The following is a 26,017-nucleotide window of genomic DNA, read 5'->3' as shown; positions in this document are numbered from 1 at the left end:
CGCGGCGCAGGAACACCGACCGCTAAAATTCAGGCAACCGCTCTTTTCAGCCTGTCCACCAGGCGCTCCCGCGCCGCGAGGACATCGACGCGCCAGTCGGTAAGGACTGACCGTTCGAGAAAGAAGCCCGTCAGCCGCAGCCCGTCCAATAAGGCGGGCCAGTCCCCTGCCCCGCCCTCCAGCAGGAAAGCGGGCAAGGGCAACAGCCGGTCCTCATAGCCGACGGCCCCCGCCCGGCTGACCGCCGCCGCGCTGCGAGGGCTGACATAGGCCAGCTCCTCATTCCCGCCGGTCGCCGCGCAACGGCTAAGGTCCAGCCCAAAGCCCAATTCCGCCAGCAACAGCAATTCATATCGGATGAGCGCCACCGCCCAGCCCCGCGCAGCCGGCGCCGCCTCCACGGCGCCCAGCACGCCGTCCAGCGCCTGATGGAGCGCGGGATAGGGCGTCCCTTCCGGCAGGGCCACGGCGGTGAGCGCGCAGACCCAATCGATCGCGGCCGCAGGCAACGGCTCCGCCAGAAGGGGAGCGCGGCTGTGCTCCAGTTCGACGGTCAGCCCGGCCAGTTGCTCCTCCGTCCGGGCGCGGAATTCGGCCTTGACGGCATTGCCCGGCAACAGGACGGGACGCAACTGCCGCGAACGTCCCCCCCGCACATAGCCGGCCAGCAGGCCATGGCCGGGCGTCAGAAGACGCGCGATCGCCCCATGTTCGCCATGGGGCCGCAACGCGCAGACCAGGGCCGGGGTGATCAGCGTCGCCATGCCCCCTCCATATCGGCCAACGGCCCGGGGCGCCATCCATGACCTTTCGCAGCCCGACTGTCCCGAAATCGCGCAAAATCGTCGCACGGGCCCTTCTGCCTTTTGATATATGTTGCTTTTCGATCAGGTCATGCGCACAATTATCGGCGGGGACTTGTCGGGGGACAAATTTCGCCATGTATCATATGCCCTTGGCGTCATCTTCCGTGATGGACCGCCTGGTGCTTTGGCTGGGACGTTCACCGACGCTGGGTTTCGCCATATCCCGCGTTGCCTTTTCCGCTGCGGCGACGTGGCAGATCGAAGCGATGTTCAGCAACGAGCCGGATTTTGCCCGCACGGCATTGCTGTTGAAGGCAGCCGTGTGGACGTGGACGGCGATCAGCATCGCGCAGAATTCGCTCACGCCGCCTTTGGGCCTGCTGCTGCGGCCCATCTTCCTGATATTCGACCTGATCGCCTTCCTGACGGTCATCGTGCTGTGCGAACCCTTGCAGATCGCGGCGCTGGGCTGCCTGTTCTTCGTCGCCTGGTCCGCATCCGACCGGTTCGGACGCGGCGCGGTCCTCATCCTGGGGATTTGCCTGATCTTCGCCTTCATCGCGCGGGGATATTATGAAAGCTGGGCCTCGGCCCGCCATGTGCCGGCGGTGGACCGGGCGATCGACAGCCTGACCATCGTCATCGGCTGCGTCATCGCCGCCTCCATGTTGAGCATGAACATATTGGAGCGGCGGCTGATAAGCTGGTCGGAACGGCTACAGGGCGTCGGCCTTTCCTTCCAGAAGTCGCTGGCGCAATTTCTGGTGGAGCAGGTCTCCCAATTGATGAACTCCCGCTATTGCGCGTTCGTGTGGGAGATGATGGACGATACCGCCGTCCATTGCGAACTGTACGATGCCGACGGCGTGCGTCACCTCGCCCTGCCGCAGAAGCAGATCGACGGCCTGTCCAACGTGACGCCGCGGGAGGCGCCCTTCCTCTATTCCACCCAGTCGCCGCGGATGCTGCTGCGCAGCCGCCTCGGCATATTGCGGAACGAGCGCGCGCCGGACCTGATCGACAGCATATCGGACGTGTTCGGCCCCGGCCAGGGCGCGAGCATCCATATCCAGGCGGGGGAACTGCGCGGCCGGCTGTTCATCGGGACCAGCCATGGCTGGTCGCCCGCCGTTCTGCTGCGCTGCCTGCGCATACAGGAGGGGATAGACCTTTTCCTCGAACGCCACTTCTTCTTCCTCGCCTGGCGCCAGCGGACCTTTGCCGAGGCGCGTCAGGCGCTGAGCCGCGATCTGCACGACAGCGTGCTGCAGACATTGGCGGCGCTGCGCGTCAGACTCGCGACGACGATCCACGGCCTGTCGGATGCCGCCGTTCCGGACCAGTTGGCGGAACTCAGGTCGATGGAGGAACTGGTGACGGCGGAACAGGCGCATCTGCGCCGGCTGCTCAGCCAGCAAAGTCCGGTGTCGGCCGAAACCGATGTGGACCTTGGCCGCGAAGTCGAACGCTGCTGCCGCTTCATCGCCCTGCAATGGGCGATCGATTGCCGCCTGAACCTGGCCGAACGCTCCATGACCGTGTCGGCCGAAACGGCGGCGGAGGTCGAATATCTGATCCGCGAAGCCGCCGCCAATGCGGTCAAGCACGCCCATGCGCGCCACATCACCGTGTCGATCGCGCAGGTCGACGACGAGATATTGATCGCACTGAAGGACAATCCCGGACCGCAGGCGGTCGCCCGCGAAAACTATACCGGCGACTTCGAACTCCAGTCGCAATCGATCATGAAGCGGCTGGGCAAGATCGGCGGAACGGCATATTTTCATAATCTGAGCATGAATTCACTGATCTCGATCAGATTACCCTCCTCCTTACCAAGGTCTCCGATATGATGACCCAGATTGCGATAGTCGACGATCACCCGATCTTCCTGGACGGCATGGCGCAGTTCCTGAACTCCCACGGCCATGACATATTGTTCTGCGCCCGCTCGGTCGAAGAGGCGCTGGAGCGGATGCAGGCCGGCGAACCGGACCTGCTGATCCTGGACGTCAGCATGAAGAGTGGCGGCGGCCTTGCGATCCTGTCCGCCATCCGCAACAGCGGCAGCACCGTGCCGGTCATCTTCATGACCGTGCATATCCGCCCTGAACAGACGCTGGAAGCGATCAAGCTGGGCGTCGACGGAGTGGTGCTGAAGGACAGCGATCCCAACGACCTGCTAAGCTGCATCCAGCAGGTCATGAACGGCAACAAGAGCATCGCCCCCTTCGTCATGGAACAGGCGCTGGTGCACAGCATTTCCGCGCCCGCCAGCGAAGCCAATGTGCTTGCGGTGCTGACGGAGCGGGAACTGGAGATCGCCGGCCTGATCCGCGCCGGCCTGCGCAACCGCGAAATAGCGAGCCGGTGCGGCCTCACCGAAGGCACGGTGAAGGTGCACCTGCACAGCATCTTCCAGAAGCTCAACATCAAGTCGCGCTCGGAACTGATCATCATGATGATGTCGATGGACAGTGAAATGCCCGCCGTAGGGATGGAGCATTGAGCGGCTGTTTGGCGGCGAGATAGCAAAAAGCGGATCGTCTGCTTTCCCTTGCGGCGTCGCGTGCTCCCGCACTGGCTGGAATTCAATCCCGCCGCCAGCATGTCATCGCACCGGTTGAACTGAGATTGCACGAGCCACTCGATCAATTCGGGTGCCTGCGCGGGCGCATAATGGCGCCAACCAGCCGAAAGGCGAGCCGGAAACGCCATCATGCCTGTATCCGGATCACCCGATACCCCTAGGCCCGGGCTTGCCGAATGGCTCAACCCGTACCCGATGCGCGATCCGATTCAACCCACGATGCGCTAATTCAGCCCGTGCACGAAATCCGGCAGACGCGCCACGCCGCTGGGATTGGGTCCGGCCATATACAGCGCCATGATCGTGCCCAGCGCAATCGCCACGCCATAGGGAATCGGCCCTTTCTTGCCGAACAGCGCAACGGACGAACCTTCCCGCACGCTCTGCGGCACCAGCCGCCGGCCGGCCATCAGCACCAGCGCCAGCACACCGCCCCCGACGGTGACATAGACGATCCAGGGAATCACCCCCGCCCAGTCGAACCACAGCGCACAGGCCGTCATCAGCTTGACGTCGCCACCGCCCATCGCGCGTATGGCGAACAGGCCGCATCCCACCGCGAACATGCCCAGGAAAACGGTGCCGTTCCGCCAGATGTCATTTTCCCACCCCGCCACAGCGACCCAGACCGCATAAAGCCCGACAACCAGCAGGGGGAAGATATTGGATATGCGCAGCCGGGCCATATCCTCCACCGCCGCCGCGATGAGGACGAGCGAAACGGCAAGCAGCACCAGATCCTTCATCACTTCTCCGTGGTCTTCAAGGTGTCGAGCGCGGCCGCGGCTTCAGGCACGAAACTGTCGGCTTCGGTCACGGCACGGCTGAGATAGGCCTGCGCCTTCGGCAGATCGCCCATCCGCATCGCCACCTGCCCGGCATTGCTGAGCCGGCGCGCCCACTCATCGGCGGTGTCGGCAGGCCGGCGGCTGATGTCCTGTCCCGCCATCACATAGGCTGTGTCGCCATTCGCGATCACCCGCGCATCTTCCGGCGCGCTTTCGCGTGCCTTGTCGAAGATCACCGCCGCCTTCTCGGCCTTGCCCTGCTTGAGCAGCGACAGTCCGTAATTGTTGAGGACCTGGGAAGGCTTGTCGGTGAGTTGGAACGCCCGCTCATAAGCCGCATTGCTCAACGCCCAGGACTGCGCCTGGTCATAGGCCACGCCCAGCGCATTCCATGAGCGCCAGCGACCGTCGCAATCGGCCACAGCCAGGCGCAACGGCTCGAGCGCCTCCTGCGACCGGCCGAGGCGCAGCAGGGCGATCCCCCTCCCCTCATCGACGCGGCAGTTGTTGAGGCCACTTCGCTCCAGCGCGGTGAAACGCGCCAGCGCCTCCTCATCCCGCCGCTTTTCGAGCGCCATGCGCGCATCCGCAATCTCTATCGCTTGCAGGTCGCCCGATTGCGCGCCAGCCCGCCATTGGCTCAACATCGCATCCGCCTGGATGATCCGCCCGCCATCTATCGCCTCGTCCACCAGCCGGGCATAGTCCAGCGGCGGCGGCACCGCCCCGGCGGATGGCGCCGCAACCGCCAGCAGCAGCGCCCGGATCATCCCCGAGCGCCTTTCCGGTCGGGCCGCACCATGCTCTTCCACAAGCGCTCGAACAGACCGTCATAAGCGGGCTTTGCTTCTTCGCGCGCAGCCAGATTGGGCAAAGCCGCCGCATCCGGCCTGCCGACGGCGATGATGGGGGCCGTCAGTTCGGGCCGGGCCTGCGTTTCGGCCACGGTGACGATCCGGGTCATCAGTTGCGGGTTGGTGCGTACCGCCGGTGCGGCTGCCTCCATCGTCCGCAACCGCACCTCGCCCAAGGAAAGGCGTTCCAACTCGACGCCCGCGACCGGCGCCGGGCGCGCGGCCGGCGCAGCCGAAGCCAGTTGAGCCAGCGTCGGACGAGCAACGACAGCCGTACCCGCCTGCGCCGCGCCGGCCTGGGCAAGCAGCGCATCGGCCTCGCCTTTCAGGCCTTGTGCCGACAGGCTCCGCGCGAAGTTGCGCGCGATGCGGGCATCTTCCGGCGCCCGCGACAGGGCCAGTTCGAAAAATTCCCGCGCCAGATCATGCCGCCCCATGGCCGCATAGCTGATCGCCACCCCGTTCAGGCCATGCGCATCGGTCGGATCGTTGCGCACTGCACGGCGGAAGGCATCCAGCGCCAGCGCATATTCCGCCCGCGAAAACAGCAGGTCTCCCCGCGCCAGCGCATCCTGCGCCGGTCCGGCAGGCTGCTGATTGACGGGCCTTATCGAAAGGACGCCCTTTTGCGGCCCGCTGCACGCCGTCGTCGCCATGATGAGAGCGACTGCCATTATCCCTTTGTTCATGGTCCCCCCTCCCCCTTATCCTAACGAGTCATGACCGGCAGGATGTCGCGCACCACCCGCACCACCGCCGGCAGCATCAGCACGCCGATCATCACCGGCAGCATGCAGGCGACCAGCGGCACCGACAGCAGGACCGGCAGGCGATGCGCCTTCTCCTCGGCGCGCATACGCCGCTTCTCACGCATCTCCGCTGCATAGACGCGCAAGGTCTGACCCACGCTCGAACCCAGTTGATCGGACTGGATCAGCAGCGTCGCGAAGGAGCGAATTTCGTCCACGTCGACATCGTCCGCCATGCGCCGCAAAGCATCCTGCCGGCTACGCCCCGCGCGCAGTTCCAGAACCACCTTGCCCAGCGCCGCCGATACCAGCGGATGGGACAGGGCCAGTTCGCGGCCCACCCGATCCATCGCCGCCTCCAGGCCCAGGCCCGCCTCGACGCAGACCAGCATCAGGTCCAGCGCATCGGGAAAGCCGTGGACGATTTCTTCCCGCCTGCGCGCTGCCTTGGCCGAAATATAGAGGTTGGGCATGTAAAGCCCCGACACCGCCAGCAGCGATGCGATCATATAGAGGGTGAGCGGAGCGGGCGGTTCCGGATTGCCGAGCGATGTGATCACGAATATCGCAGGCAGGGCAAAGGTCAGCACAAGGCGAAAAAGGGTGAATAGCTTAGGCGCTTCCGGCGACATGTAACCCGCCGCGATCAGGCGCCGGCGCAAGTTCACATTGTTCGTATCGACCAGCGAGATCCCCATCTTCTCGATGCGGTCGACCAGCTTCTTCCACTCGCTGCTGTTGCGTTCACCGCGCAGCGTCTGACTGCCATTCTGGGACGCCCCGCCTTCCCCGACCAGGTCGAGCCGGCTGCGCACCCGCGCGTTGCGCATCACGACTTCCGACAGGCCGAAGACCAGCGCAACGATGGCGATGAACAGCAAGCCCAACAGGAAAGGCCGCAACTGGATGAACAGTGCCGAACTCAACATCGCATCACACCTTCAGGTCGACCATGCGGCGTATCGTGACGAAGCCGATCAGGTAGAGGACGATCAAGCCGACAAAGCCGATGATGAACATGCTGTCCTGCGCGACATCGAGATAGAAGGCAGGATTGACCAGGAACAGGCCGACAAAGGCCAGGATCGGCAGGGCGGTCAGCATCACCGCCGTCATGCGCCCTTCGGAACTGAGCGCCCGGACCTTCATGAACAGGCTCGCCCGCTCGCGGATCACGGTCGACAGATTTTCCAGGATCTCCGCAAGATTGCCCCCCGTCTCGCTCTGCACCGACAGGGAGATGACGAACATATGCATCTCGTTCATGTCCCAGCGCTCCGCCATGCGCTGCAACGCATCGCGCAGGTCGGCGCCATAGGTGACTTCATCGACGACGATGCCGAATTCGCTGCCGATCGGATCGCGCATCTCCTTGGTCAGCAGGTCCAGCGCAGCGGCAATCGGATGGCCGGCGCGCAGGCCACGGACGAAGGTGTCCAGCGCGACCGGAAACTGCTCCTCCATCTTCTTGCGCCGCCGTTGGGCAAGCCGCGTCAGCACCATCATCGGCAGCGCGATGCCCAGCGCGCCCGCAAAGGCCAGCGCCATCACGAACATCCCTGCCGTCAGGGCGTAACCCGCCGCCATGCCGCCCACCATCACCAGCAGGAACAGCACGCCCGCCGCGATCAGCATCAGCATCAGCACCGTGCGCGCCGGAAAGGTCAGTCCGGCGCCATGCAGCACCCGCATCACCCCCAGCCCCGCCCGTCCGAACAGGGAGGAGCGGTCGAAGCTCACCGCCTCGTCGCTTCGCCGCAGCTTGGAGAGTACCGTGCTGCGCTCGAAACCGGCCGCGATCATCTTCAACCGCCGGTTCACCACGCGATCGGTCGTCGCACGCGCGCGCAGCCAGCCTGCAATGCCCTCGATCGTCAGGATCACCGCCGCGAACAGCAGGACGAGGACGAAGACGCGGATGTAAAGCGGGTTCATCAGTGGATCACCGCATCGGGCCGGAACAATTCGGCCGGCAGGGCGATGCCCCGGTCGGCCAGTTCACCCATGAATTTGGGACGGATGCCCGTCGCCTCGAAATGGCCGCGCACCATGTTGTTCTCGTCGCGGCCCGTCATCTTGAAGCGGAAGATTTCCTGCATGGTGATGACTTCCCCTTCCATGCCGGTGATCTCCGACAGGCTGAGCAGACGGCGGCGGCCATCGGCCAGCCGTCCCACCTGCACGATCACATTCAGCGCCGAAGCGATCTGCGCGCGGGCGGAACGCGGCGAGATGTCGATGCCGCTCATGCCGATCATCTGCTCGACACGGGACAGCGCATCGCGCGGCGTGTTGGCGTGCACGGTCGTCATCGATCCGTCATGGCCGGTGTTCATGGCCTGAAGCATGTCGAAGGCTTCACCGGCGCGAACCTCGCCCACGATGATGCGGTCGGGCCGCATGCGCAGCGCATTCTTCACCAGGTCGCGCTGCGTGACTTCTCCCTTGCCCTCGATATTGGCGGGACGGGTTTCCAGCCGCGCGACATGGCGCTGCTGCAATTGCAGTTCGGCCGAATCCTCGATGGTGACGATGCGTTCATGTTCATCGATGGCGGCTGACATGGCGTTGAGCAGGGTCGTCTTGCCCGAACCGGTGCCGCCGGAAATCAGCACGTTGCGCCGCGCCTCCACCACAGCGGAGAGGACCTGCGCCATCGGCGCGGGCACGCTGCCCAGTTCGGTGAGGCGCGCCATGCTGATCGGCACCTTGGCGAACTTGCGGATGGAAAGCAGCGATCCATCGATGGCCAGCGGCGGAACCACGGCATTGACGCGGGAGCCATCCGCAAGGCGCGCGTCGACAAAGGGGGAGGATTCGTCGATCCGCCGGCCCACCGCCGCCACGATTTTCTGGATGATGCGCAGAAGATGCTTCTCGTCCTTGAACCGGGTCGCGGTTTCGACCAGCCGGCCATTGCGCTCCACGAAGACGACCTTGTGCCCGTTCACCAATATGTCGGTGATGCTATGGTCCTTGAGCAGCGGCTCAAGCGGTCCCAGTCCCAGCAGCTCATCCAATATGTCCGACACCAGCCGGCGACGCTCTTCCAGATTGAGCGCATGCTTCTGCAGCGCGAGCTGCTCATGGACGATCTCGCCCACTTCGGCTTCCACCTGCGCCCGCGACATGGTTTCCAGCGCGGAAAGATTGATGATGTCGATCAGCTTCTGGTGCAGCGCCACCTTGAGTTCGGTATGCCGGTCCTCCTCCAGATGGGCGGCCTCGGTCTCGACCGGTCCCACCTCGTCCCTAGGGTCGCCGCGTTCGCCTTTTCGGATCTGCCACATCAGCCTTTCTCCGCCTGACCTTCGGCCTCAGCAGCCTGGATGCAGCAATCGACGATGTCCTGCATATCCTTGCAGATGCGGCTGCGCGCCTTCAGCTCCTGGATCAATACGCCCTGGTCCAGCGCCGAGCTGACCAGCGGGAAATCGTTGGCGATGCTGAGCTTCACCGGATGATCCAGCGCCGCCGCCGCATCCTCCAGACCGATGGCGCGGAAGAATTTCTTCTCCACGCGGTTGGCGACGACATGGATGCGCGCGGGATCGATGTCCTGATCGCGGAGCAGGGAAATCTGACGGCGCGCCTGCCGCAGGCTGGCGATGGTGAGTTCGCACACCAGAAACACGACCTGCGAACGCGCCACCAGCGACATCGACCAGTTGGTCCAGTTGCCCGGCAGGTCCAGATAGACCGTATCGAAACTGCGCTGCGCCAGTTCGACGATGCGGAAGACCTGATCGGCGTTTACTGCCTCGATCGGCATGATGTCTGCCGGCGCGGTCACGACCCTGAGGCCGGTCGAAGTTTCCACGGTGACGGTCCGCAACAGCTCATTGTCGACGCGGCTGCCCGCGTTGAGAAGGTCCGCCAGTGTCAGGGGCGAGGAAATCCCCAGGAAGGTGCCGGCATTGCCGAACTGTATGTCGAAGTCGAACAGGCAGACCTCACCGCTGCCCTGCTTTGTCGAGCGTGCGTGAAGACTGGCCGCCTGCGTCGCTATGGTCGTCGCGCCGACGCCGCCAACGCTCTTGATGATGGACACAAGCTGGCCGGTCTTCACGTCGTCCTGACGGCTGGCTGCGATGCGGCTGCGCAGATCGTCCAGTATCGCCGCCAGATCATGGGCGCGCAGCGGCAGTTCGATGACGTCGTTGATCCCGCTGCGCAACAGGGCGCGCACGACGGCGATCTGCGCGCCACGCACGGCCGCCACCAGCATCAGCTTTGGATGAGCCGCGCGAAGGCCGGCGAGCCGCACCATGGAGGCTTCATTGTCTGGCTGAACCTCGATGATGATCGCCTTGGCATCGGCCACCAGTTGCGCCGGCACAGCCTCCCCCGCGCCCAGCATGGACAGGGTGAGCGATTGGCCCGTCAGGCGATCGCCCAATATGTCGGATGCCTGCACCTCCTGCTCCGACAGGATGAGGTGAAGGCCTTCATCCCCGATATTGAGGGTCCAGCTCTCGACGGGTTCCGTTGCGTTCGTCACGATGCCCACGATCTTGTCCCTCAATTTGATGCCGAGCCCTGGCCGTCTTCCATGGTGAGAGCGGCGCTGAAACTGGGTAGGGTTATGGTACCGTTGAAAAATCTAAAAAGCATTGGCGTGAATGTAACTGGATTATCTTGACGCAAGCTCACTCTGACTAGTGGCGATACATCCGAACCGTTAGGATCTCCAGCGTAGCCAAGACCAGAATAGTCATAATCGATTTGCACGTTGGTCGGACCAATTTTTGGAAAAAACAATTTCATGCGCGCAGCTATATTGTTGAAGGCCGTCAACGCATTCGCTTTATCGCTGTTAGTCGTGCCAATCAGATTTGGAGGACAGGTCGCACCTGCCTTGCAAGAACAGCTCACGGCGCCCGCGTTGATGAGGCAGGAAGCGCCACCAAAGGACGATTGGGGAATAACGTCACCTTGAGACAGCCCGCCGCTAACGACGAAGCTATAGGCAGCAAGGCCATTGGGAACCATATCGGTTGCGACGGCATAGCGTACGCCCATCTGCGTCGCTTTTTCAGCACGATTCCAAGTCCACATCAACCGTCCGACATCAATTACACCGAGCAGGAAAATTAGCAGCAACGGCAGCACGATTGCGAACTCTGCCGCCGACGAGGCGTGAGTATCGCGGACAAGGCGGACGAACCTGCACATCATATTCCCTATATTCCCTGCACCGTAGCTTCGGATTCGGACACCAGTTGGGGAGACGATCTGGTAAAGCCCAACACATAGAACAACGATCTGTAAGGAACTGTAGCAGAAACCTTGACTCTGGGCAGGTTCGTCATTCCTTTATATATGCCCGAATAATTACCGCCGGTTATCGTCGTGCAGCTTAGAGTAACGGACACGGTATTTCCATTTGTCCAACCGGCCAGCCGTGCCGTGCCTCCAGTAGAAACCTGCCCCGTACGCGTCACATTCTGTATACTGGTCACAACTCCGCCATTGACACTGTTCGGACAAGAAAAATTGGTAAATGACTGTCTAGACGCATAGCGGGCTCCATCGCGCACGGCCTTGGCGACGACATGTTCGCTTAGGAAATAATTGCCCATTTCGAAGGAACCGAACATCAGGACAATCAGAAGTGGTGTAACCAACGCCATTTCCGCAGCGGCGGCGGCCCGGTCGCAGGTGAATAAGCGAGAAAGGAAATTTCGTGCCATCGCCATCACTCAATCAGATAGGGGACGGAACGTTGAATGACCTGAGGATTGCTAGCTCCGTTAGTGCCGGTTCCGGTCTCCCCTATGACCTCGACATATACTTCCTTCTTATCAGTATATGCCTTATTGCCCTTGCCCCGGGCGATGGACGGCTCGACCAGAAACACGTCCAACCATTTGGGTGGCTTTATGCCGGTGGTCTTGCCGTGCAGCTTCAGCGCATAGCAATTTAGAACCGCGACCGAAATACGCCGGCGGTCTATACCAGCCGAGCTCGGCGTGATGCCCGCAATCCCGTTGGCCGGCGATCCGAACCCTGTGGACTTGCCGTTCAAAGCCTGCGGAACCCCTATACCATAAGCTTTGGAACCAACCACTACACTTGGGTTCGCAACCTCCCAATTATAGACTTCATAGCGCGTGGCAGTTGCGCTCAGCCCAGTTCCAATAGTCCAGTCATATTGACCGGCCCATCCATAGTTGACCTTGAAATATGCGTCTCTGTCCCATGTCCCATTCCCCTTGACGCCACAGGTTTGCTCGCTTTGCTGCACGGCGTGACACAGGTCCCGAGGGTATCCCATGATGTCCGGATAGGTATCTCCATCCTTCAGCACAGCAACGCTGTCAGGTCGATAGGGATTGCTCGAAACTCCGAAGCTGTTACTGTTCTTGCAAGTTGTCGCGTCGTCGGAATCGCATACCAGGTCCTTTCGAGTATTTCTCGACGGCGAACATGTTCCACCGAATTGCGACGGGCATGTATTACCATTGGCATAGACGTCAAAGCGCGTATTGAGCGCATCCAGCACGGAAGTATCCATGCCTGTCTTGGTCGCGACACCATCCGTACTTTCGCAATCAGCTTGAATATTATCGTAACCCAGTGCTGCAGCGAGACCATTGGCGCCATTTTTGAAGGTTGCTTCAAGCCAGCCGAAATTGCCTGCCGCATCGGCGTTACCGGTGATCAACTTCAATCCCACGCCTCGCGCCGGATTGAAGTCGAGATCTTCGTTACTATTACTAGTCGGCTCATCCGGATTACAGATCATCACCGGTGGAACCTTACAAATTGCTGAACCCACACCAGCAAAGGCCTGTGCCGAAATCAATCCGGAAGACAATGCTCTCACTACTGGCGTCAGAGCAAAAAAAGAAGTACGGGAGTCAACCGTCACTAGAACGAAATTTGCATTGGCGTCACTAGTTGCTGTGTTGGATTTTGCTTTATCCTGATAGAATATTATCGTACCACTACTATTACATCCGGCCAAATTCGTTCCGGCAACTTTAACCGCTCTACCACAGCCGTCGTTGGCAAATCGCGCATCATTCTGAATAAGATTATTGACCGCGTCTCTCGCGCGTTGCCTGGCGTTAGTCTCCCCATCCAGTTGCGTGGCCGCTGCCAGTGCCGCTTCATCCGCTGCGCTTTGCAATTCGGTGTCCAGCCCAGCCATACGCGCATAGTCGAAAGCAATTCCCCCCGCCGCGATCAGCGCGAAAAGCGACAGTGCGACCGTGGGCGCTACCGCGCCGCTGGTCGACTGCAACAATCCATTACGCCAGGCAGACATGGGATCACTTCTCCTTCCGCGCTCAGTTGCCGCCCCCGGAGCCACCGCCCCCAGTACCGCTGGTCGTGCGGATCGACTGGGGCTTCTTCACCTTGTCGGTGCGATAGCGTTCCACGGCCGCGGCAGAGGTCTGTCCATTACCACCCTCGACCAACGTACCTTCATAATGCGGGTCGGGATCGATCACCTGCATCGCATAATTGCTGCGCACCGCGCCGCCGAAGGTCGGATCGTTCGCCGTGCAGCCTGCCAGCAGGGGCAGAAGCAGAGCCGGGGCAAGATAAAGTGCACGCATCGTCAACCTCCTGCTCACAGCTCATATCCGCTGGGCGCCTTGCCTGTCGCGGGCGCTTCCGTGGCAGGCGCAGGCGCGTTCTTGGGCGCTTCGGGCGGCATCGCATTGGGATCGAGCGGATTGATCCCCACCGCCTTGTCTGTCCGCCCCATCAGGAACAGGTCGAGTTCGTGCGGGGGCGCGACCCGGTCGGTCGGCAGGCGCACATCCTCTGCCCGCATCGGCTTCACAAGGCGCGGCGTCACGATGATGACGAGTTCGCTCTCGCTCTTCTGGAAACCGCTGGAACGAAACAGTGCGCCGATAATCGGGATGGAACCCAGGATCGGAAACTGCCGCACCGTGTCCTGGAAATCCTTGCGCAGCAGCCCTGCCAGGGCGAAGGACTGCCCGTCGCGCAATTCCAGCGTGGTGCTGGCGCGCCGCGTCTGCAGGCCCGGGATGGTGAGACCGTTGATCGTCACCGAAGCGGACGGATCGATGGAACTCACCTCCGGCTCCACCACCAGATTGATGATGCCATCCTCCAGCACTGTCGGCGTGAAACCCAGGCTGACACCGAAGGGCTTGAATTCGATGGTGATGGAATTGCCGCCGTTATTGCCGCTGCCGCCGCTATTGCCGCCCTGCGATACCGGTATCGGGAACTCGCCGCCCGCCAGGAAAGACGCCGTTTCGCCAGACAGCGCGACCAGTGTCGGCTCGGCCAGCGTGGTCACGACGCCCTTGCGCTCCAGCGCGTCCAGTGCAGTGGTGAGGTTGAGGCTGCCCACTGAATAATTCGCCGCCCCGATGCCGAAGCTGTCCAGAATCTTGCTCAGATCCACAATCGGCCGACCATTGGTGTCGGACAAGATGGCGGAAGACTGCGCCGCATTGCCGATGCCGCCCACCACCTTGCCGCTATCGGACAGGAAAGCGGTGTTGATGCCGAACTGCTTCGCCGCGCTGCGGGTCATTTCGGAAAAGCGCACTTCCAGCATCACCTGCTGAGCGGCGCCTACCGACATCATGTTGACGACCTTGTCACCGGCATAGGTCTTAGCGATCTGCACTGCGCGATCGACCGCCGCCGCGCTCGACACGGTGCCGGTCAGTACCACAGCGTCATTGGAAATGCGGGCGCCGATAGGCTGACCGGGCAACAGTTCCGACAATTGCCGCTTCAACGTCACGACATCGGGGCCTACGGCCACGTCGACCACCGCGATCATCATGTTGCGGCTGTCGTAGAGCGTCAGGCTGGTGGTGCCCATCTTCTTGCCCAGCACATAGACCGAACGGTTGGTCATGGGCAGGACGTCAGCGATTTCCGCATTGCCGACCAACGCCTTGGAAAAAGGCCGGTCGACGGTCAGCACCTGGCTCTTGTTGAGGGGCACGTCGAGTTGGCCGGCATGGTTGGCGTTATTGACGTTGAGCGAGGCGACCTGCGCCTGGGCCTGCATGGGCAGCAGCGACGCACCGGCGCCCAGCGCCAGGGACAATGCCAGCATCGGCAAGGACTTAGCGGGAACCATAGCGCTTCACCTCATAGCTGGTGCCGGTCGTGCCGCGCACGATCTCGACCGATGCGGTCGACGGCAGAGCGTTCGTGTTCTTCGGAATCGCGCGGCGTGCGGGACGGAACGCGGAGGCCGGACGCGGCGGCAGATAGGCAAGGTCGGCAACGCGGGCGCGCGGGCCGGCAAAACCGCCCACATAGGCGCCGTCGCGCAAATCCTCTATACCGACGGTCTGCACGGCGGGATTGGGCTTGTCGGTGATATTGCGCAGGACCAGCGTGAGTTGCCCGACCTGCTGCGCCAGAACCAGCTTCTGCGCATCGACCTGGTTGACCTCCAGCGTCGCGGTCTTGCCGACGGCCGGGTCCTTGGACGTGTCATTGGCGTTCTGGTCGATGGCGATCACGCGCGTGCCTTGAAGCAGGACGTCGGTGATCTGCTGGCTGCCGCCGCCTGCCGGGTCCTGAAGGGTGCGGGTGACGAAGACATCGACGGTGTCGCCGGGAAGCACGAAGCCGCCCGCAGCGGCTACATCGCTCACGCGTACGGCGACGGCCCTCATTTCCGGGGCCAGGACCGCCGACATCGTGGCCCGCCCGCCTTCACCGGAGAGCTTGGAGGCCAGTATCGGTTCGCCAGGCTCGATTTGCCGAAGGACGACGCGGCCTTTGCCGAGGGAGGTCAATTGGATGGGGTCGCGGAAAGCGCCGGGCGGTACGGAATTGGCTGGCCAGTCGACCACGCGGATCTTTTCGGCGGTGACCGCCGATCCGAAAGGCAGCGAGACGGTCGCCACTACGACCTTGGTCATTCCGCCTTCCGGTGGCGGCGCCTTTTCGGCGCGGCTCAGATAGGCGTTGGCGACGAAAACGGCCGCAAGACCCAACAATATTGCGAGGCCTAGGACTATAAGTGATCTGCGCTGCCCCACGACAACTCCCCCCGGAATTGAAGGTATAGGAAGGCCAGTGATGTGACCGGCCTTCCTATTTCATCATTAGCAGTTCGCTGACGGAGAATTGCCTGTGCCGACAGTCGAAATGCAATTGGTGGCATAGTTCATCGAGTTCTTGATCGCGCCACCAAGGTTCCAGGCAGCCAACGCAATGCCGGTACCGACAATAGCGAGGATCAAAGCATATTCAGCCGCCGATGCGCCGCTTTGATCAGCATAAAGATTTTTGAAAAAAGTCATGTCCCTCACCCCTATTTACAGTTTAGCAGCTGGGCTGCGTGTTCGTACCGACCGTCTTGACGCAGTTGGTCGCCGCATTCATCGAGTTCTTGATCGCGCCACCAAGATTCCAGGCGGCCAGCGCGATACCCGTCCCCACGATCGCCAGGATCAAAGCATATTCGGCCGCCGACGCACCACTTTGGTCGGCCCACAGGCTCTTCAAAAAGGTCATATCTTTTACCCCTACTCGCTGGGAGCAATTCCCAGTTGCTCTTGCTCAGCTCCACGGTAGGGGCCTGTCCACCTCGCGACCCCGGCGCCGGTATGCTCCGATCACCAGGTAGTTGGCAGTTCCCGTAGAACTTGCTTTCAAATTGGACCAAAGCTGATGCAAGTCAACATGGTAAAAAATATGTATATTTTTCAAAATCTTAAAGCAATTTTTTGTTAACCTTTTCCGTCAACCAGATTCATTACTTTAAGTAAACAATGGTATTTTTCTAATATATCTTTGGATATATGCTTTTAGAAAATTAGAGATTTTCTTTTATATTATTGAGATTTTTATTTTTCTCTATTTCAAAATATCATAGTCAAACTGAAATTCAAGGAATATTATCCGAATTTCATTTTGAATAAAATAACAGTTCTCAGGAACTCAAGCCTGTCTTATTTGAGAGGAATAGTTGGCTGTCCGCCGCTGAATTACCCGGGCGACTAATACCTTCGTTCTAGGCTATTCGGGGCAGACAGGATCGATAACTTGGCCATAGCAGCCGCCGCCACTCGCACCGATCATCGCGAATCAGCCGCGACTCGTCGCACAAAGGCCCGGAAATAAAGCGGTTTGCACCTGACCCATTCAGGAACAAATGTTGCCGCTTTCCTTACCTCGCGCTTACCCGATGACGGAAGGTGAGGTTCACCCGATCCGACAACAGCAGATAGGGCAGCCAGATCGCGGCGCTGATCAGGACCTTCTTCACATTGCCTGTCAGCATGTCCAGCAAAGCGGCGTCGACGCCATGCGGCACATTGTCGATCCCCGCCACCAGATGGGCGATGCCCAACTGCGCCAGCAGGTCGACACCCCAGACCATTACCAGAAAGCGAGGGAAGAGCGGCACGAGGCGCAGGGCCATGGCAAAGGCGAACATGTAAAGGCTGGACAATATCACCACATCCGCCAGCATCACGCTATAGAGACCGACGAACCAGGGCGGCGAATAGCTGCCCAACGCGGGAATGGAGCTGAGAAATTCCAGCGTGCGCACCGGCACGTTCACCGCAATTCCCACCAGCAGAGACGCCATCACGCCATAGAGGCCGAATTGCGACATCTCCCGCGCTCTCAGGCAGTCGACCTTGCGCCAGCGGCCCACCTGCGCCAGTCGAAAGGCGGGCTGGGCATGGATGCGTCCCGCCGGAAACAGCTTCAATCCCAGCAGCAGCGACCCAACAGGCGCGCCAACCACCAGCATATAGGGCAGCAGGCCCGCCCCGCTTCCCCAGGGCGTTCCGCTGTAGGGCGTCGCCGGAAAGGCCAGCCGCAGGCCGCAGGCGAAGGCGGCAGCCATGATCCAGATGGCGACGATGCGCTCCAGATTGACCTGCATCGACAGCACGACGGCCACGCTCTTGCGGTAGAGACGGTCCCTGACCATTCGCACCATGGAACCGGACTCCTTTGCACGCCGAACCTTGCCGCGACTATCCGCGATGTTGGTAAACGCCCGGTAAATGCGCAATCGCGGGAAAGGTTCTACGCGGCCGTCCAGATATGGTGAGCCATTGGAAAAGATAAAGCCCGGCGGCCCGTTACTTGCGCGGAACGGTGATGCGGATCGTCGTTCGCCCACCGATATTCTGCAGGAACACCTCCCCGCCCAGCATCTGTATCCGCCGCATCAGCGACCGCGAAGGCACCGCCCCGCTCGATCCCAGCCGCGCCATATTGGGCACGCCATCGTCGCTCACCTGAAGGGCGATGCGGTTGCCGTCCGGCTCCAGCGCGAAGTTCACCATGGTCGCCCGCGCATGGCGTACCGCATTGGCGACGATCTCCCGCACGGCGAAGCTCAGTTCCCGGCCGATCATCGCGCTGGTCGCGCAATTGCCGTCCTCCACCTTCAACTCGCAGTCTATGCCCCACTGCTCGCCCAGGGAGCGCACCACCATCGCCAGCGTCTCCGGCAGATAGGCGAAATCCTCCTCATCCACGTCCGGATTGATGATCCAGCGGATCGTGGCGATCTGGTCCTTCGCGATGCGGTCGACATTCTCGATCACGGCGAGCGGCTCGACCTGCCGCCCGGCCAGCAGCGGCGCGATCTGGAAACGGATGCTGGCCAGCGCCTGCAGAACGCTGTCGTGCAATTCCCGCTGCAGCCGCTCCCGCTCCCGCGCACCGGCGATCACATGCGCGAGGTCCAGGCTGTTGCGGACAGTCAGTTCCTCACATGCGCTTTCGAAGACCCGCTGCGCGATGGCGGCCCGATCCTCATGGCAGGGATCGTCCAGGCAGGCCGCGCCCACCGCCTCGAAGGTGCCGATGGTCACCCTTACCGTCAGAAGCGTTTCTGCGTCCAGCAGCGCCGTCCATGCCTGACCGCCCGGCGACAACGGTCCCAGCACGGCTATTCCATCCGCCGACAGCGAGATCGACGCATGTCTCGACCGGTCATGCCAACCGGTCTCTGCCGTCAGCAAGTTGCCGAAACCCACCGCAGGCATTTCGCGCGCCGCGCTGCTGGCGAAGCGCAGGGGCTCATGGCTGGCAAGGCGGAACAGCACGGCAACCCCATGTCCGCGGGTCGCAAGCCGCAAGGCATGGAGCAGGAACGGGCCATGATCGCTCCCGGCGGGCGGTAGCTCCCCTTCCAGCAACCGCCTGTCCCGCTCGAATTGCAACAGCGTTTCCCGGCGCGGCCCGAGCAGCACGCCGGTCACCAGGATCGCCACCGCCAGATAGCAGGCACGCAGCACGACCCGCTCCGCTTCCGGCTCCGACGGCAGGGAAGCGATCTCGTCAAGCCATGTGACGCCGACCGCAGCCATGCCCGCCGCCAGGGCAACAAGCAGATGAAACCGCCGCCGCACGATCAGCGCCACTTCCACCGCCACGAAGAAGCTGCCGGAAAAATAAGGGCTGTTGGACGGGTTGGTGACGACCAGCAGGGCCAGGAACAGCAATGTGTCCAGATAGATGACCGGTCGTCTGATCCGCATGTCCGTCACCCAGGAGCGGGACGAGAGCAGCACCGCCGAAAACGCCAGCAGCAGCATGAGCAGGATCAGCACATGCTCCGCGCTTTCCGCCCAGTGGCGCGCGCTGGAGAAGCCGAAGCTGACGACGGCATAGATGACGGCCAGCAACAGTCGGGTGAAATCCAGCGTCTGCCACGGACGCAATGCCGACAGCGCCCGCATGTCCCACCAGCTCAAGCGCATCGCGATTTCGCCCGGCCCATTCATCGCGTGACGCATATCCCCCATCCGGCCCGATGCATCATGTCTGTCGAGCCGCTTCTTATGGAAAGGAAATCATGCCCCGGTCAAATGGCGATGGTCAAATGGCGATCCATTCGTCGCAGAGATAATCCGACGTTCCGGGCAATATGGCGGCGGCAATCCGGACCACCCCTGCCGTCGCTCAGCCGTGGAAATAATCATAGACCTGCTGCGCCACCGCCTTGGAAACGCCCGGCGCCTTCAGCAGGTCCTCCAACGCCGCGCTCTTCACGGCCTTGGCGGTTCCGAAATGCATCAGCAGCGCCTTCTTGCGCGAAGGTCCGATGCCCGGCACTTCGTCGAGCGAACTGACGGTGATCGCCTTGCTGCGCTTCTGACGGTGCGCGCCGATGGCGAAGCGGTGCGCCTCGTCCCGCAGCCGCTGAAGGTAGAAGAGCACGGGATGGTTGAGGGGGAAAGTGATCTCCCGCCCGTCCGGCATGTGGAATACTTCCCGCCCCTCGCGGCCATGATGCGGCCCCTTGGCGATGCCGATCATGCAGACATCCTCTATGCCCATATCCTCCAATATCGTCCGGGCGGCGGACAATTGTCCCTTGCCGCCGTCGATCAGCACCAGGTCCGGCCATTCGCCGCTGTCGCGATCCGGGTCCTCGCGCGCGGCGCGGCCGAAGCGCCGCTCGAACATCTCCCGCATCATCGCGAAATCGTCGTTCGAGGTTTCCGGGTTCTTCATGTTGAACTTGCGGTAGGCGTTCTTGCGGAAGCCCTCCGGACCCGCGACGACCATCGCCCCTAGGGCATGAGCGCCCTGGATGTGACTGTTGTCGTAGATTTCGATGCGGTCGGGCACCCCGTCCAGTCCGAACGTCTCGACCATCTCCTCCAGCACCTTCGCCTGCGTCGTGGTTTCCGCCAGCCGCCGGTCGAGCGCCTCCACCGCGTTGCGCTGCGCCTGTTTGATGAGGCGGGTGCGGTCGCCGCGCTGGGGCACTTCGATCCGCACCCTGGACCCGATGCGCTCGGTCAGCGCCTGCGCCATCAGCTCGCATTCGGCGGGCGCCCGGTCGGCAAGGATCAGCTTGGGCGGCGGCACTTCCTCGTAAAATTGCGCCATGAAGCTGCTGAGCACCTCGTCCTCCGCCACTTCGGCGGTATGGACGGGGAAGAAGCTGCGATGGCCCCAATTCTGCCCACCGCGGATGAAGAAGGCCTGGATGCACATCGCTCCGCCCTTGGTCGCCAGGGCGAAGATGTCGGCGTCGCCCAGCCCCTCCGCGTTGATCGCCTGGCTGCCCTGGATGAAGGTCAGCGCCTTCAGCCGGTCGCGCAGCACCGCCGCCTGCTCGAAGTCCATGGCGTCGGAAGCCGCCTGCATCGCCTCGCCCAGCTTCTTCTGCACGGCGGTCGATTTGCCGCCGAGGAAATCCTGCGCGTCCTTGACCAGCTCGCCATAGGCGGCATCGTCGATCCGGCCCACGCAAGGGGCGGAACAGCGGCGGATCTGATATAGGAGGCAAGGCCGCGAACGATTGGCAAAGAAGCTGTCGGTGCAGCTTCTCAGCAGGAACAGCTTCTGGAGCGCGTTGATGGTTCGCGTCACCGATCCGGCGCTGGCAAAGGGGCCATAATAGCGCCCCTTATATTTGCGCGCGCCGCGATGCTTCTGGACGCGGGGAAAGTCATGATCCTCGCGCAGCAGGATGAAGGGGAAGCTTTTATCGTCCCGCAGCAGGACATTATAGGGTGGCCGGAAACGCTTGATGAGCTGCGCCTCCAGCAGCAGGGCCTCCGCCTCGCTGTTGGTGGTGACGATCGTCATCGAGCGGGTCTGGGCGACCATGCGCTGGAGCCGCTTGGGCAGGCGGTCGACCTGGGTATAGTTGGTGACCCGGTTGCGCAGCGCACGTGCCTTGCCGACATAAAGCACATCGCCCCGCGCATCCTGCATGCGATAGACGCCCGGGCGGGTCGGCAGGGTTTTGAGCGTCGTGCGGATCGCCTCCACGCCGGCCTCTATGTCGGGCTGGCTGCCGGTGACGGTGAAGGTGGCCTTGTCTTCATGAAAGCGATCGGGGGATTGGGGACGCGACATGAGGGAGAAATAGCGGGATGGTCCCGGATCGCAATGGCATGGGGTTAAATTTCGGCCCGTCCTCGTTGATCCTTGGCTGGCCCTTCCTATCTTTCTGCTGCTGCCGGAACTGGTAGCGCTATCCTCCATAATGCGGTCCCTTCAGGGAGGCCGCTCCTCCTTGAAGGAAGAGCCGATCATGATCGTGAAAGCCTATGGCGCCCATGCCGCCGATAAGCCCTTGGAACCCATCGACATCGAACGCCGCCCGGCCGGCGAACATGACGTGCAGATCGCCATCGCCTATTGCGGCGTCTGCCATTCCGATCTTCACCAGGTCCGCTCCGAATGGAGCGGCACGCTTTACCCCTGCGTTCCCGGCCATGAGATCGTCGGCCACGTCACCGCCGTCGGCAACGGCGTCACCCGGTTCAAGGTCGGCGACACGGTCGGCGTCGGCTGCATGGTCGATAGCTGCCAGCATTGTTCGGCCTGCGACGAAGGGCTGGAGCAATATTGCGAGAACGGCTTTGTCGGCACCTATAACGGTCCGACGCCGGATGCGCCCGGGCATACGTTCGGCGGCTATTCGCAAAGCATCACCGTCAGCGAGAAGTTCGTCCTGAAGATCAACCACCCGGCGGATCAACTGGCGGCTGTGGCGCCGCTGCTCTGTGCAGGCATCACCACCTATTCGCCGCTGCGCCACTGGAATGTCGGACCCGGCAAGAAGGTCGGTATCGTCGGGATCGGCGGGCTCGGCCATATGGGGGTGAAGCTCGCCCATGCCATGGGCGCCCATGTCGTCGCCTTCACGACTTCGGAAAGCAAGCGGCAGGATGCGCTGGACCTTGGCGCCGATGAAGTCATCATCTCGCGCGATCCGGACCAGATGGCCGCCCATGGTGGAAGTTTCGACTTCATCCTGAACACGGTGGCCGCCAGCCATGATCTCGACGCCTTCACCACCTTGCTGAAGCGCGACGGCACGATGTGCCTGGTGGGCGTACCGGAACATCCGCACCCTTCGCCCAGCGTCGGCGTGCTGATCTTCGGGCGCAAGTCGATTGCCGGTTCACTGATCGGCGGCATTGCCGAAACGCAGGAGATGCTCGATTTTTGCGCGGAAAGGGGCATCACGGCGGACATCGAGATGATCGCGATGCAGGACATCGAAACCGCCTATGACCGGATGCAGAAGAGCGACGTCAAATATCGCTTCGTCATCGATAGCGCGTCGCTGGCGGCAGCCTGATCGGCAGATCAATGGCCGGCCCCGTCGCCGGCCATTGATCGACCCCGCGCCTGCCCTCCCGAATGCAGATGCGCTCCTGCGAAGGCGGAAACTCCGTTCCGCCCTCGTCTGCTAAGGATGGTCTGCCCGAAAACTCCAACGCAGAGCGGATTCCGATCCTGTGGTATCCGTTCGGCTGCCCCACCCTTTATTCGCCGCCTTTGACGAGTCAGCAGGTGATTCCACAGGCTTGAACGGCGCTCCAGAGCGCGCTGCGATAAATCGGGAGCTGGTTGCGCGCTCCAGGTTTCTGTAGTCGCATCCTATCAAGCAGGAAACCGGTCCCCATCCTTCGACAGGCTAGGACTGGCTTTTCTGCACGATGCTTTGAAACCGCTTCACCGCTCAAAGAAAAAGGCCAGCGCAAAACCGCACTGGCCTTTCTACTCCAACCCTCGGCAGTGTCTGTCAGACGCTCGGGCCAAGCCCCCGGATCGCGTCATCGACCAGAAGCTTATCGGCCTGCGCATCATGGCCCTGAGCGATCAGCGCCGCCGCGGCGCCGGTCGCGGCGTTCACCGCCTTGGACCGGATGCCTGCGACCGCCGCGCGCTCAGCCGCGCCGATCTTGTCCTCCGCCATCTTCTGACGACGCGCGACCAGCGCGACGGCATTGGCCCTGGCGTCCTCCAGCAGCGTTGCCGCTTCATGCTCGGCGGACTTGCGCATCGCCTCCGCCTCGCCGGCGGCAGCCGCCAGCCTGGCTTCATATTCGGCCTTGAGCGCTTCGGCTTCGGCGCGAAGCTTGGAGGCTTCCTCCAACTGCGCCTTGATCTGCGCGATCCGGCCATCCAGCGCGCCGCCGATCAGACCGGGCACCTTCTTGATCAACAGGATCAGGATGAACACCGCCATCGCCAGACTGACCCAGGCCGTGGCATCCATGCCGACGGCCTTCGGGTCGGTGTGCGGGGCCACGCCTTCGTGAGCGACGGTGCCGACCGGCTCCATCCCCTCCGAATGGATCGCCTCATTCAGGTGCGGGGCTTCCGTCTCGCTATGCTGTGCTGCTGCCTCAGCCATGGGCCAGTGCCGCCTTTACTGCGTTGCGGGCCGCATCTTCCGACGCGTTCACGCCGGAAATGCGAGCCACCATGTCGCGCGCTGCATCAGCGGCAACGGTTTCAATCTCTGCCATGGCTGCGTCGGTGGCAGCCTTGATACGGGCTTCGGCCGCATTGATCTGGCCTGCAATGTCCGCATCGGCGGCGGCCAGCTTGGCTTCCGAAGCCTTGGCTGCCTCCACCTTCGCCTTGGCCAGGCTGGCCTGGACGGCAGCACGGCTTTCGGCGTCGCGGGCGCGATAGTCGGCCTCCGCCTCATCGGCGCGGGCGAAAGCCGCCTTGGCGGCATCCAGATCGCCGCTGATCTTCGCGTCGCGCGCATCGGCCGTCGCCTGAACCTTTGGCACCATGCCGAGGCCGATGACGAAGAAAACGAAACCGAATGTCAGCAGCAGCCAGAAGATCTGCGATGAATAGGTTTCGGCAATTTGCGCGATTTGAGGCATTTTTTCGGGTCCGTCCGATCAGGGCGCGGTCAATCAGAGGACGGGCATGGCGGCCGACTGGCCATCCCTGCCCGCCCCAAAGCGGCTGTTCAGGCCACGAACACCAGGATCATGGCGATAACGAACGCCAGCAGACCCAGAAGTTCCGCGGCGGCGAAGCCGATGAACAGGCGGCCCTGCTGGCCGTCGGCAGCGCCGGGGTTGCGCAGCGCGCCTTCGAGGAACGAGCTGAAGACGTTGCCCACACCGAGGGCGGCGATGCCCGCACCGATGGCGGCCAGGCCAGCACCGAGCAGCTTTGCGGCTTCTGCGTCCATGTTATAAACTCCTTTTCTAAACTCTATTCGAACGTTGAGGTAATGGCGGAAAATCAGTGCAGGTTCTCGGCATCGTTGATGTAGACCGAGGTCAGCAGCGCGAACACATAGGCCTGGATCACCGCCACCAGCAATTCCAGGGCGCTGATGCCGATCATCAGGATGAAGCTGGCGGCGCCGACGGTCAGGCCAAGCGCAGGGCTGGCATTGGCGCTGTTGATGACGAAACCTGCGAGCACCTTCAAAAGCACGTGCCCGGCGGTCATCGCGACGAACAGTCGCAGGCCAAGGCTGAACGGACGCACCATGAAGGAAACGAGTTCGATGAAGAAGAGCGGCACCACCATCAGCGCCGGGGTGCCGTGCGGCACGAACAGCGAGAAGAAGTGCAGGCCATGCTTGTAGAAACCCACCGCCAGCACGATCGAGAAGCTCATGATCGCGAGCACGCCGGTCGCGGTGAAATGGCTGGTGAAGGTGAAGGGATGCAGGCCGACCAGACCCAGCGGCAGCAGGCCCAGCAGGTTCGCCAGCAGGATGAACATGAACAGCGAGAAGACGTAAGGAATGTACTTCTTGCCGCCCTCGCCCACATTGGCGATCAGCAGGCTCTTGATGAAGCCGGTCATATATTCGACCGCCATCTGCCAGCGACCGGGAACCAGTTCGCGCTTCATGCCGCCGACGACGAAGATCCAAAGCACCACGGCGGCCGCCACCATATAGAGCGCGCTGGTGGTGAAAGCGATGTTGAAGCCGCCGATCGACAGATGATCCGTACCGAACAGCGGTTCGATCGCAAACTGGTGCATCGGATCGATTTTGCCGGATTCTGCCACGCTGGACCCCTGTAACGTCTTTGCCTTCGGACTAAGATAAAAGCGTCCCTATCGGTCGGGACGCTTCGTCGTCGTCAATCTGATGATGTTCCTGAAAGCCGCCACGATCCCGAGACCGAGGAATGCCAGCAGGAGCCATGGGGATGTCCGCAGAAAGTAGTCCAGAGTCCCACCAACCACGGCACCGCCAGCAAGACCGCCGATCAGCTCCGCGAGAACCCTGTTGCCGAGACGCGACCCATCGTCCGCCTGCTGCACCTGTGTCCCCTGTCTGACCTTTTCGGCATGTTCGGCCTGCGCGATCCGCTCCTCCAAAGAAGCGATGCGCGCATCTTCACCCGCCGGGTCCTGCCCCGGTGCATCCGCCGCCATCCAGCCATCCTTTCCGTCAAGGCTTTAAAAGCCAACGTCAGGCGGCATGGCGCTTGCGGCTGCACCCGTCAAGGCGCGGCCCGTTTAGAAAGGGCTTTCAGGA

27 protein-coding genes are annotated in these 26,017 nt (G+C 62.1%); 3 read left to right on the top strand and 24 right to left on the bottom strand.

Annotation, left to right across the window (positions count from 1 at the left end):
• Positions 1-29 precede the first annotated feature (29 nt).
• The gene (gene recO / locus EGM87_RS03290; protein WP_048577925.1) at positions 30-764 is read right to left on the bottom strand and encodes a DNA repair protein RecO; all 735 of its coding nucleotides are present in this window, start codon (positions 762-764) and stop codon (positions 30-32) included.
• Between the two features lie 209 nt (positions 765-973).
• On the opposite strand from recO, the gene EGM87_RS03285 reads away from it, so the two are divergent.
• Together EGM87_RS03285 and EGM87_RS03280 are read left to right on the top strand one after the other, a co-directional pair.
• On the top strand, positions 974-2,659 hold the full coding sequence (locus EGM87_RS03285; protein ID WP_226870019.1) for a sensor histidine kinase: 1,686 nt from the start codon (positions 974-976) through the stop codon (positions 2,657-2,659).
• On the top strand, positions 2,656-3,315 hold the full coding sequence (locus EGM87_RS03280) for a response regulator (RefSeq protein ID WP_099185835.1): 660 nt from the start codon (positions 2,656-2,658) through the stop codon (positions 3,313-3,315). Before EGM87_RS03285 ends, EGM87_RS03280 begins: the two co-directional genes overlap by 4 nt.
• A gap of 305 nt (positions 3,316-3,620) precedes the next feature.
• On the opposite strand, the gene EGM87_RS03275 is transcribed toward EGM87_RS03280, so the two are convergent.
• The 18 genes from EGM87_RS03275 to uvrC all read right to left on the bottom strand — a co-directional run bounded on the left by EGM87_RS03275 (position 3,621) and on the right by uvrC (position 21,603).
• Positions 3,621-4,142: an A24 family peptidase gene (locus tag EGM87_RS03275; RefSeq protein ID WP_253719135.1), complete on the bottom strand. Its 522-nt coding sequence runs from the start codon at positions 4,140-4,142 to the stop codon at positions 3,621-3,623.
• Positions 4,142-4,954 carry a tetratricopeptide repeat protein gene (locus tag EGM87_RS03270; RefSeq protein ID WP_137709878.1) on the bottom strand — a complete coding sequence of 271 codons (813 nt, stop codon included), beginning with the start codon at positions 4,952-4,954 and terminating at the stop codon, positions 4,142-4,144. Before EGM87_RS03270 ends, EGM87_RS03275 begins: the two co-directional genes overlap by 1 nt.
• Positions 4,951-5,712 (bottom strand): tetratricopeptide repeat protein, encoded by a 762-nt coding sequence (locus tag EGM87_RS03265; RefSeq protein WP_253719133.1) that lies wholly within the window; start codon positions 5,710-5,712, stop codon positions 4,951-4,953. The genes EGM87_RS03270 and EGM87_RS03265 overlap by 4 nt, the downstream gene beginning before the upstream one ends.
• 35 nt (positions 5,713-5,747) lie before the next feature.
• Positions 5,748-6,716 carry a type II secretion system F family protein gene (locus EGM87_RS03260; RefSeq protein ID WP_061938721.1) on the bottom strand — a complete coding sequence of 323 codons (969 nt, stop codon included), beginning with the start codon at positions 6,714-6,716 and terminating at the stop codon, positions 5,748-5,750.
• Positions 6,717-6,720: 4 nt separating this feature from the next.
• Complete coding sequence (locus EGM87_RS03255; RefSeq protein WP_025546534.1) at positions 6,721-7,722, bottom strand: type II secretion system F family protein; 1,002 nt, start codon at positions 7,720-7,722, stop codon at positions 6,721-6,723.
• Positions 7,722-9,077: a TadA family conjugal transfer-associated ATPase gene (locus EGM87_RS03250; protein WP_044661955.1), complete on the bottom strand. Its 1,356-nt coding sequence runs from the start codon at positions 9,075-9,077 to the stop codon at positions 7,722-7,724. The genes EGM87_RS03255 and EGM87_RS03250 overlap by 1 nt, the downstream gene beginning before the upstream one ends.
• Positions 9,077-10,312: a CpaE/TadZ family protein gene (locus tag EGM87_RS03245; protein WP_061938727.1), complete on the bottom strand. Its 1,236-nt coding sequence runs from the start codon at positions 10,310-10,312 to the stop codon at positions 9,077-9,079. Before EGM87_RS03245 ends, EGM87_RS03250 begins: the two co-directional genes overlap by 1 nt.
• Positions 10,309-10,965 (bottom strand): TadE/TadG family type IV pilus assembly protein, encoded by a 657-nt coding sequence (locus EGM87_RS03240; protein WP_101756474.1) that lies wholly within the window; start codon positions 10,963-10,965, stop codon positions 10,309-10,311. The genes EGM87_RS03245 and EGM87_RS03240 overlap by 4 nt, the downstream gene beginning before the upstream one ends.
• Positions 10,966-10,970: 5 nt before the next feature.
• Positions 10,971-11,480 (bottom strand): TadE/TadG family type IV pilus assembly protein, encoded by a 510-nt coding sequence (locus EGM87_RS03235; RefSeq protein ID WP_137709880.1) that lies wholly within the window; start codon positions 11,478-11,480, stop codon positions 10,971-10,973.
• Between the two features lie 5 nt (positions 11,481-11,485).
• Positions 11,486-13,060, bottom strand: coding sequence for a pilus assembly protein TadG-related protein (locus EGM87_RS03230; protein WP_137709881.1), 1,575 nt, complete (start codon positions 13,058-13,060; stop codon positions 11,486-11,488).
• Between the two features lie 22 nt (positions 13,061-13,082).
• Positions 13,083-13,355 carry a hypothetical protein gene (locus EGM87_RS03225; RefSeq protein ID WP_137709882.1) on the bottom strand — a complete coding sequence of 91 codons (273 nt, stop codon included), beginning with the start codon at positions 13,353-13,355 and terminating at the stop codon, positions 13,083-13,085.
• Between the two features lie 14 nt (positions 13,356-13,369).
• Positions 13,370-14,851, bottom strand: a complete 1,482-nt coding sequence (locus EGM87_RS03220) for a type II and III secretion system protein family protein (RefSeq protein WP_137709883.1) — start codon at positions 14,849-14,851, stop codon at positions 13,370-13,372.
• Between the two features lie 10 nt (positions 14,852-14,861).
• Positions 14,862-15,791 carry a Flp pilus assembly protein CpaB gene (gene cpaB, locus EGM87_RS03215; protein WP_171010036.1) on the bottom strand — a complete coding sequence of 310 codons (930 nt, stop codon included), beginning with the start codon at positions 15,789-15,791 and terminating at the stop codon, positions 14,862-14,864.
• Positions 15,792-15,857: 66 nt separating this feature from the next.
• Entirely contained in the window at positions 15,858-16,055 is a 198-nt protein-coding gene (locus EGM87_RS03210) for a Flp family type IVb pilin (protein ID WP_025546518.1), read from the bottom strand.
• 22 nt (positions 16,056-16,077) lie between these two features.
• Positions 16,078-16,269, bottom strand: a complete 192-nt coding sequence (locus tag EGM87_RS03205) for a Flp family type IVb pilin (protein WP_025546516.1) — start codon at positions 16,267-16,269, stop codon at positions 16,078-16,080.
• Positions 16,270-16,924: 655 nt separating this feature from the next.
• The gene (locus EGM87_RS03200) at positions 16,925-17,710 is read right to left on the bottom strand and encodes a DUF2569 domain-containing protein (RefSeq protein ID WP_137709884.1); all 786 of its coding nucleotides are present in this window, start codon (positions 17,708-17,710) and stop codon (positions 16,925-16,927) included.
• Between the two features lie 145 nt (positions 17,711-17,855).
• Positions 17,856-19,523, bottom strand: a complete 1,668-nt coding sequence (locus EGM87_RS03195; RefSeq protein WP_253719131.1) for a sensor histidine kinase — start codon at positions 19,521-19,523, stop codon at positions 17,856-17,858.
• Between the two features lie 166 nt (positions 19,524-19,689).
• Complete coding sequence (gene uvrC / locus EGM87_RS03190; protein ID WP_137709886.1) at positions 19,690-21,603, bottom strand: excinuclease ABC subunit UvrC; 1,914 nt, start codon at positions 21,601-21,603, stop codon at positions 19,690-19,692.
• Positions 21,604-21,781: 178 nt separating this feature from the next.
• On the opposite strand from uvrC, the gene EGM87_RS03185 reads away from it, so the two are divergent.
• The gene (locus EGM87_RS03185) at positions 21,782-22,837 is read left to right on the top strand and encodes an NAD(P)-dependent alcohol dehydrogenase (RefSeq protein WP_137709887.1); all 1,056 of its coding nucleotides are present in this window, start codon (positions 21,782-21,784) and stop codon (positions 22,835-22,837) included.
• Between the two features lie 447 nt (positions 22,838-23,284).
• Here EGM87_RS03185 and EGM87_RS03180 read toward each other — a convergent pair whose 3' ends face one another.
• The 5 genes from EGM87_RS03180 to EGM87_RS03160 all read right to left on the bottom strand — a co-directional run bounded on the left by EGM87_RS03180 (position 23,285) and on the right by EGM87_RS03160 (position 25,914).
• Positions 23,285-23,899: a F0F1 ATP synthase subunit B family protein gene (locus tag EGM87_RS03180; protein ID WP_061938755.1), complete on the bottom strand. Its 615-nt coding sequence runs from the start codon at positions 23,897-23,899 to the stop codon at positions 23,285-23,287.
• A complete protein-coding gene (locus EGM87_RS03175) occupies positions 23,892-24,386 on the bottom strand; it encodes a F0F1 ATP synthase subunit B family protein (RefSeq protein ID WP_137709888.1) in 495 nt (164 codons plus the stop codon). Before EGM87_RS03175 ends, EGM87_RS03180 begins: the two co-directional genes overlap by 8 nt.
• 89 nt (positions 24,387-24,475) lie before the next feature.
• Positions 24,476-24,703: a F0F1 ATP synthase subunit C gene (locus EGM87_RS03170; protein WP_004207392.1), complete on the bottom strand. Its 228-nt coding sequence runs from the start codon at positions 24,701-24,703 to the stop codon at positions 24,476-24,478.
• 53 nt (positions 24,704-24,756) lie between these two features.
• Positions 24,757-25,515: a F0F1 ATP synthase subunit A gene (locus tag EGM87_RS03165; protein WP_503345423.1), complete on the bottom strand. Its 759-nt coding sequence runs from the start codon at positions 25,513-25,515 to the stop codon at positions 24,757-24,759.
• A 75-nt stretch (positions 25,516-25,590) separates the two neighbouring features.
• Complete coding sequence (locus tag EGM87_RS03160; RefSeq protein WP_025546506.1) at positions 25,591-25,914, bottom strand: AtpZ/AtpI family protein; 324 nt, start codon at positions 25,912-25,914, stop codon at positions 25,591-25,593.
• Positions 25,915-26,017 lie beyond the last annotated feature (103 nt).

It is taken from the genome of Sphingobium sp. RSMS (genome assembly GCF_005406185.4).
In the GTDB taxonomy this organism is placed as follows: domain Bacteria; phylum Pseudomonadota; class Alphaproteobacteria; order Sphingomonadales; family Sphingomonadaceae; genus Sphingobium; species Sphingobium fuliginis.
This window is presented reverse-complemented; position numbering and strand designations above follow the sequence as displayed.

Bases quoted from the DNA above. Each gene is read 5' to 3' on its own strand.
- EGM87_RS03250 (WP_044661955.1), bottom strand. From the start codon at position 9,077: ATGTGGCAGATCCGAAAAGGCGAACGCGGCGACCCTAGGGACGAGGTG.
- EGM87_RS03275 (WP_253719135.1), bottom strand. From the start codon at position 4,142: ATGAAGGATCTGGTGCTGCTTGCCGTTTCGCTCGTCCTCATCGCGGCG.
- uvrC (WP_137709886.1), bottom strand. From the start codon at position 21,603: ATGTCGCGTCCCCAATCCCCCGATCGCTTTCATGAAGACAAGGCCACC.
- EGM87_RS03280 (WP_099185835.1), top strand. From the start codon at position 2,656: ATGATGACCCAGATTGCGATAGTCGACGATCACCCGATCTTCCTGGAC.
- EGM87_RS03180 (WP_061938755.1), bottom strand. From the start codon at position 23,899: ATGGCTGAGGCAGCAGCACAGCATAGCGAGACGGAAGCCCCGCACCTG.
- EGM87_RS03235 (WP_137709880.1), bottom strand. From the start codon at position 11,480: ATGGCACGAAATTTCCTTTCTCGCTTATTCACCTGCGACCGGGCCGCC.
- recO (WP_048577925.1), bottom strand. From the start codon at position 764: ATGGCGACGCTGATCACCCCGGCCCTGGTCTGCGCGTTGCGGCCCCAT.
- EGM87_RS03185 (WP_137709887.1), top strand. From the start codon at position 21,782: ATGATCGTGAAAGCCTATGGCGCCCATGCCGCCGATAAGCCCTTGGAA.
- EGM87_RS03205 (WP_025546516.1), bottom strand. From the start codon at position 16,269: ATGACCTTTTTGAAGAGCCTGTGGGCCGACCAAAGTGGTGCGTCGGCG.
- EGM87_RS03255 (WP_025546534.1), bottom strand. From the start codon at position 7,722: ATGAACCCGCTTTACATCCGCGTCTTCGTCCTCGTCCTGCTGTTCGCG.
- EGM87_RS03160 (WP_025546506.1), bottom strand. From the start codon at position 25,914: ATGGCGGCGGATGCACCGGGGCAGGACCCGGCGGGTGAAGATGCGCGC.
- EGM87_RS03260 (WP_061938721.1), bottom strand. From the start codon at position 6,716: ATGTTGAGTTCGGCACTGTTCATCCAGTTGCGGCCTTTCCTGTTGGGC.
- EGM87_RS03200 (WP_137709884.1), bottom strand. From the start codon at position 17,710: ATGGTGCGAATGGTCAGGGACCGTCTCTACCGCAAGAGCGTGGCCGTC.
- EGM87_RS03175 (WP_137709888.1), bottom strand. From the start codon at position 24,386: ATGCCTCAAATCGCGCAAATTGCCGAAACCTATTCATCGCAGATCTTC.
- EGM87_RS03210 (WP_025546518.1), bottom strand. From the start codon at position 16,055: ATGACTTTTTTCAAAAATCTTTATGCTGATCAAAGCGGCGCATCGGCG.
- EGM87_RS03225 (WP_137709882.1), bottom strand. From the start codon at position 13,355: ATGCGTGCACTTTATCTTGCCCCGGCTCTGCTTCTGCCCCTGCTGGCA.
- EGM87_RS03285 (WP_226870019.1), top strand. From the start codon at position 974: ATGGACCGCCTGGTGCTTTGGCTGGGACGTTCACCGACGCTGGGTTTC.
- EGM87_RS03165 (WP_503345423.1), bottom strand. From the start codon at position 25,515: ATGCACCAGTTTGCGATCGAACCGCTGTTCGGTACGGATCATCTGTCG.
- EGM87_RS03270 (WP_137709878.1), bottom strand. From the start codon at position 4,954: ATGATCCGGGCGCTGCTGCTGGCGGTTGCGGCGCCATCCGCCGGGGCG.
- EGM87_RS03240 (WP_101756474.1), bottom strand. From the start codon at position 10,965: ATGATGTGCAGGTTCGTCCGCCTTGTCCGCGATACTCACGCCTCGTCG.
- EGM87_RS03195 (WP_253719131.1), bottom strand. From the start codon at position 19,523: ATGCGTCACGCGATGAATGGGCCGGGCGAAATCGCGATGCGCTTGAGC.
- EGM87_RS03170 (WP_004207392.1), bottom strand. From the start codon at position 24,703: ATGGACGCAGAAGCCGCAAAGCTGCTCGGTGCTGGCCTGGCCGCCATC.
- EGM87_RS03220 (WP_137709883.1), bottom strand. From the start codon at position 14,851: ATGCTGGCATTGTCCCTGGCGCTGGGCGCCGGTGCGTCGCTGCTGCCC.
- EGM87_RS03265 (WP_253719133.1), bottom strand. From the start codon at position 5,712: ATGGCAGTCGCTCTCATCATGGCGACGACGGCGTGCAGCGGGCCGCAA.
- EGM87_RS03230 (WP_137709881.1), bottom strand. From the start codon at position 13,060: ATGTCTGCCTGGCGTAATGGATTGTTGCAGTCGACCAGCGGCGCGGTA.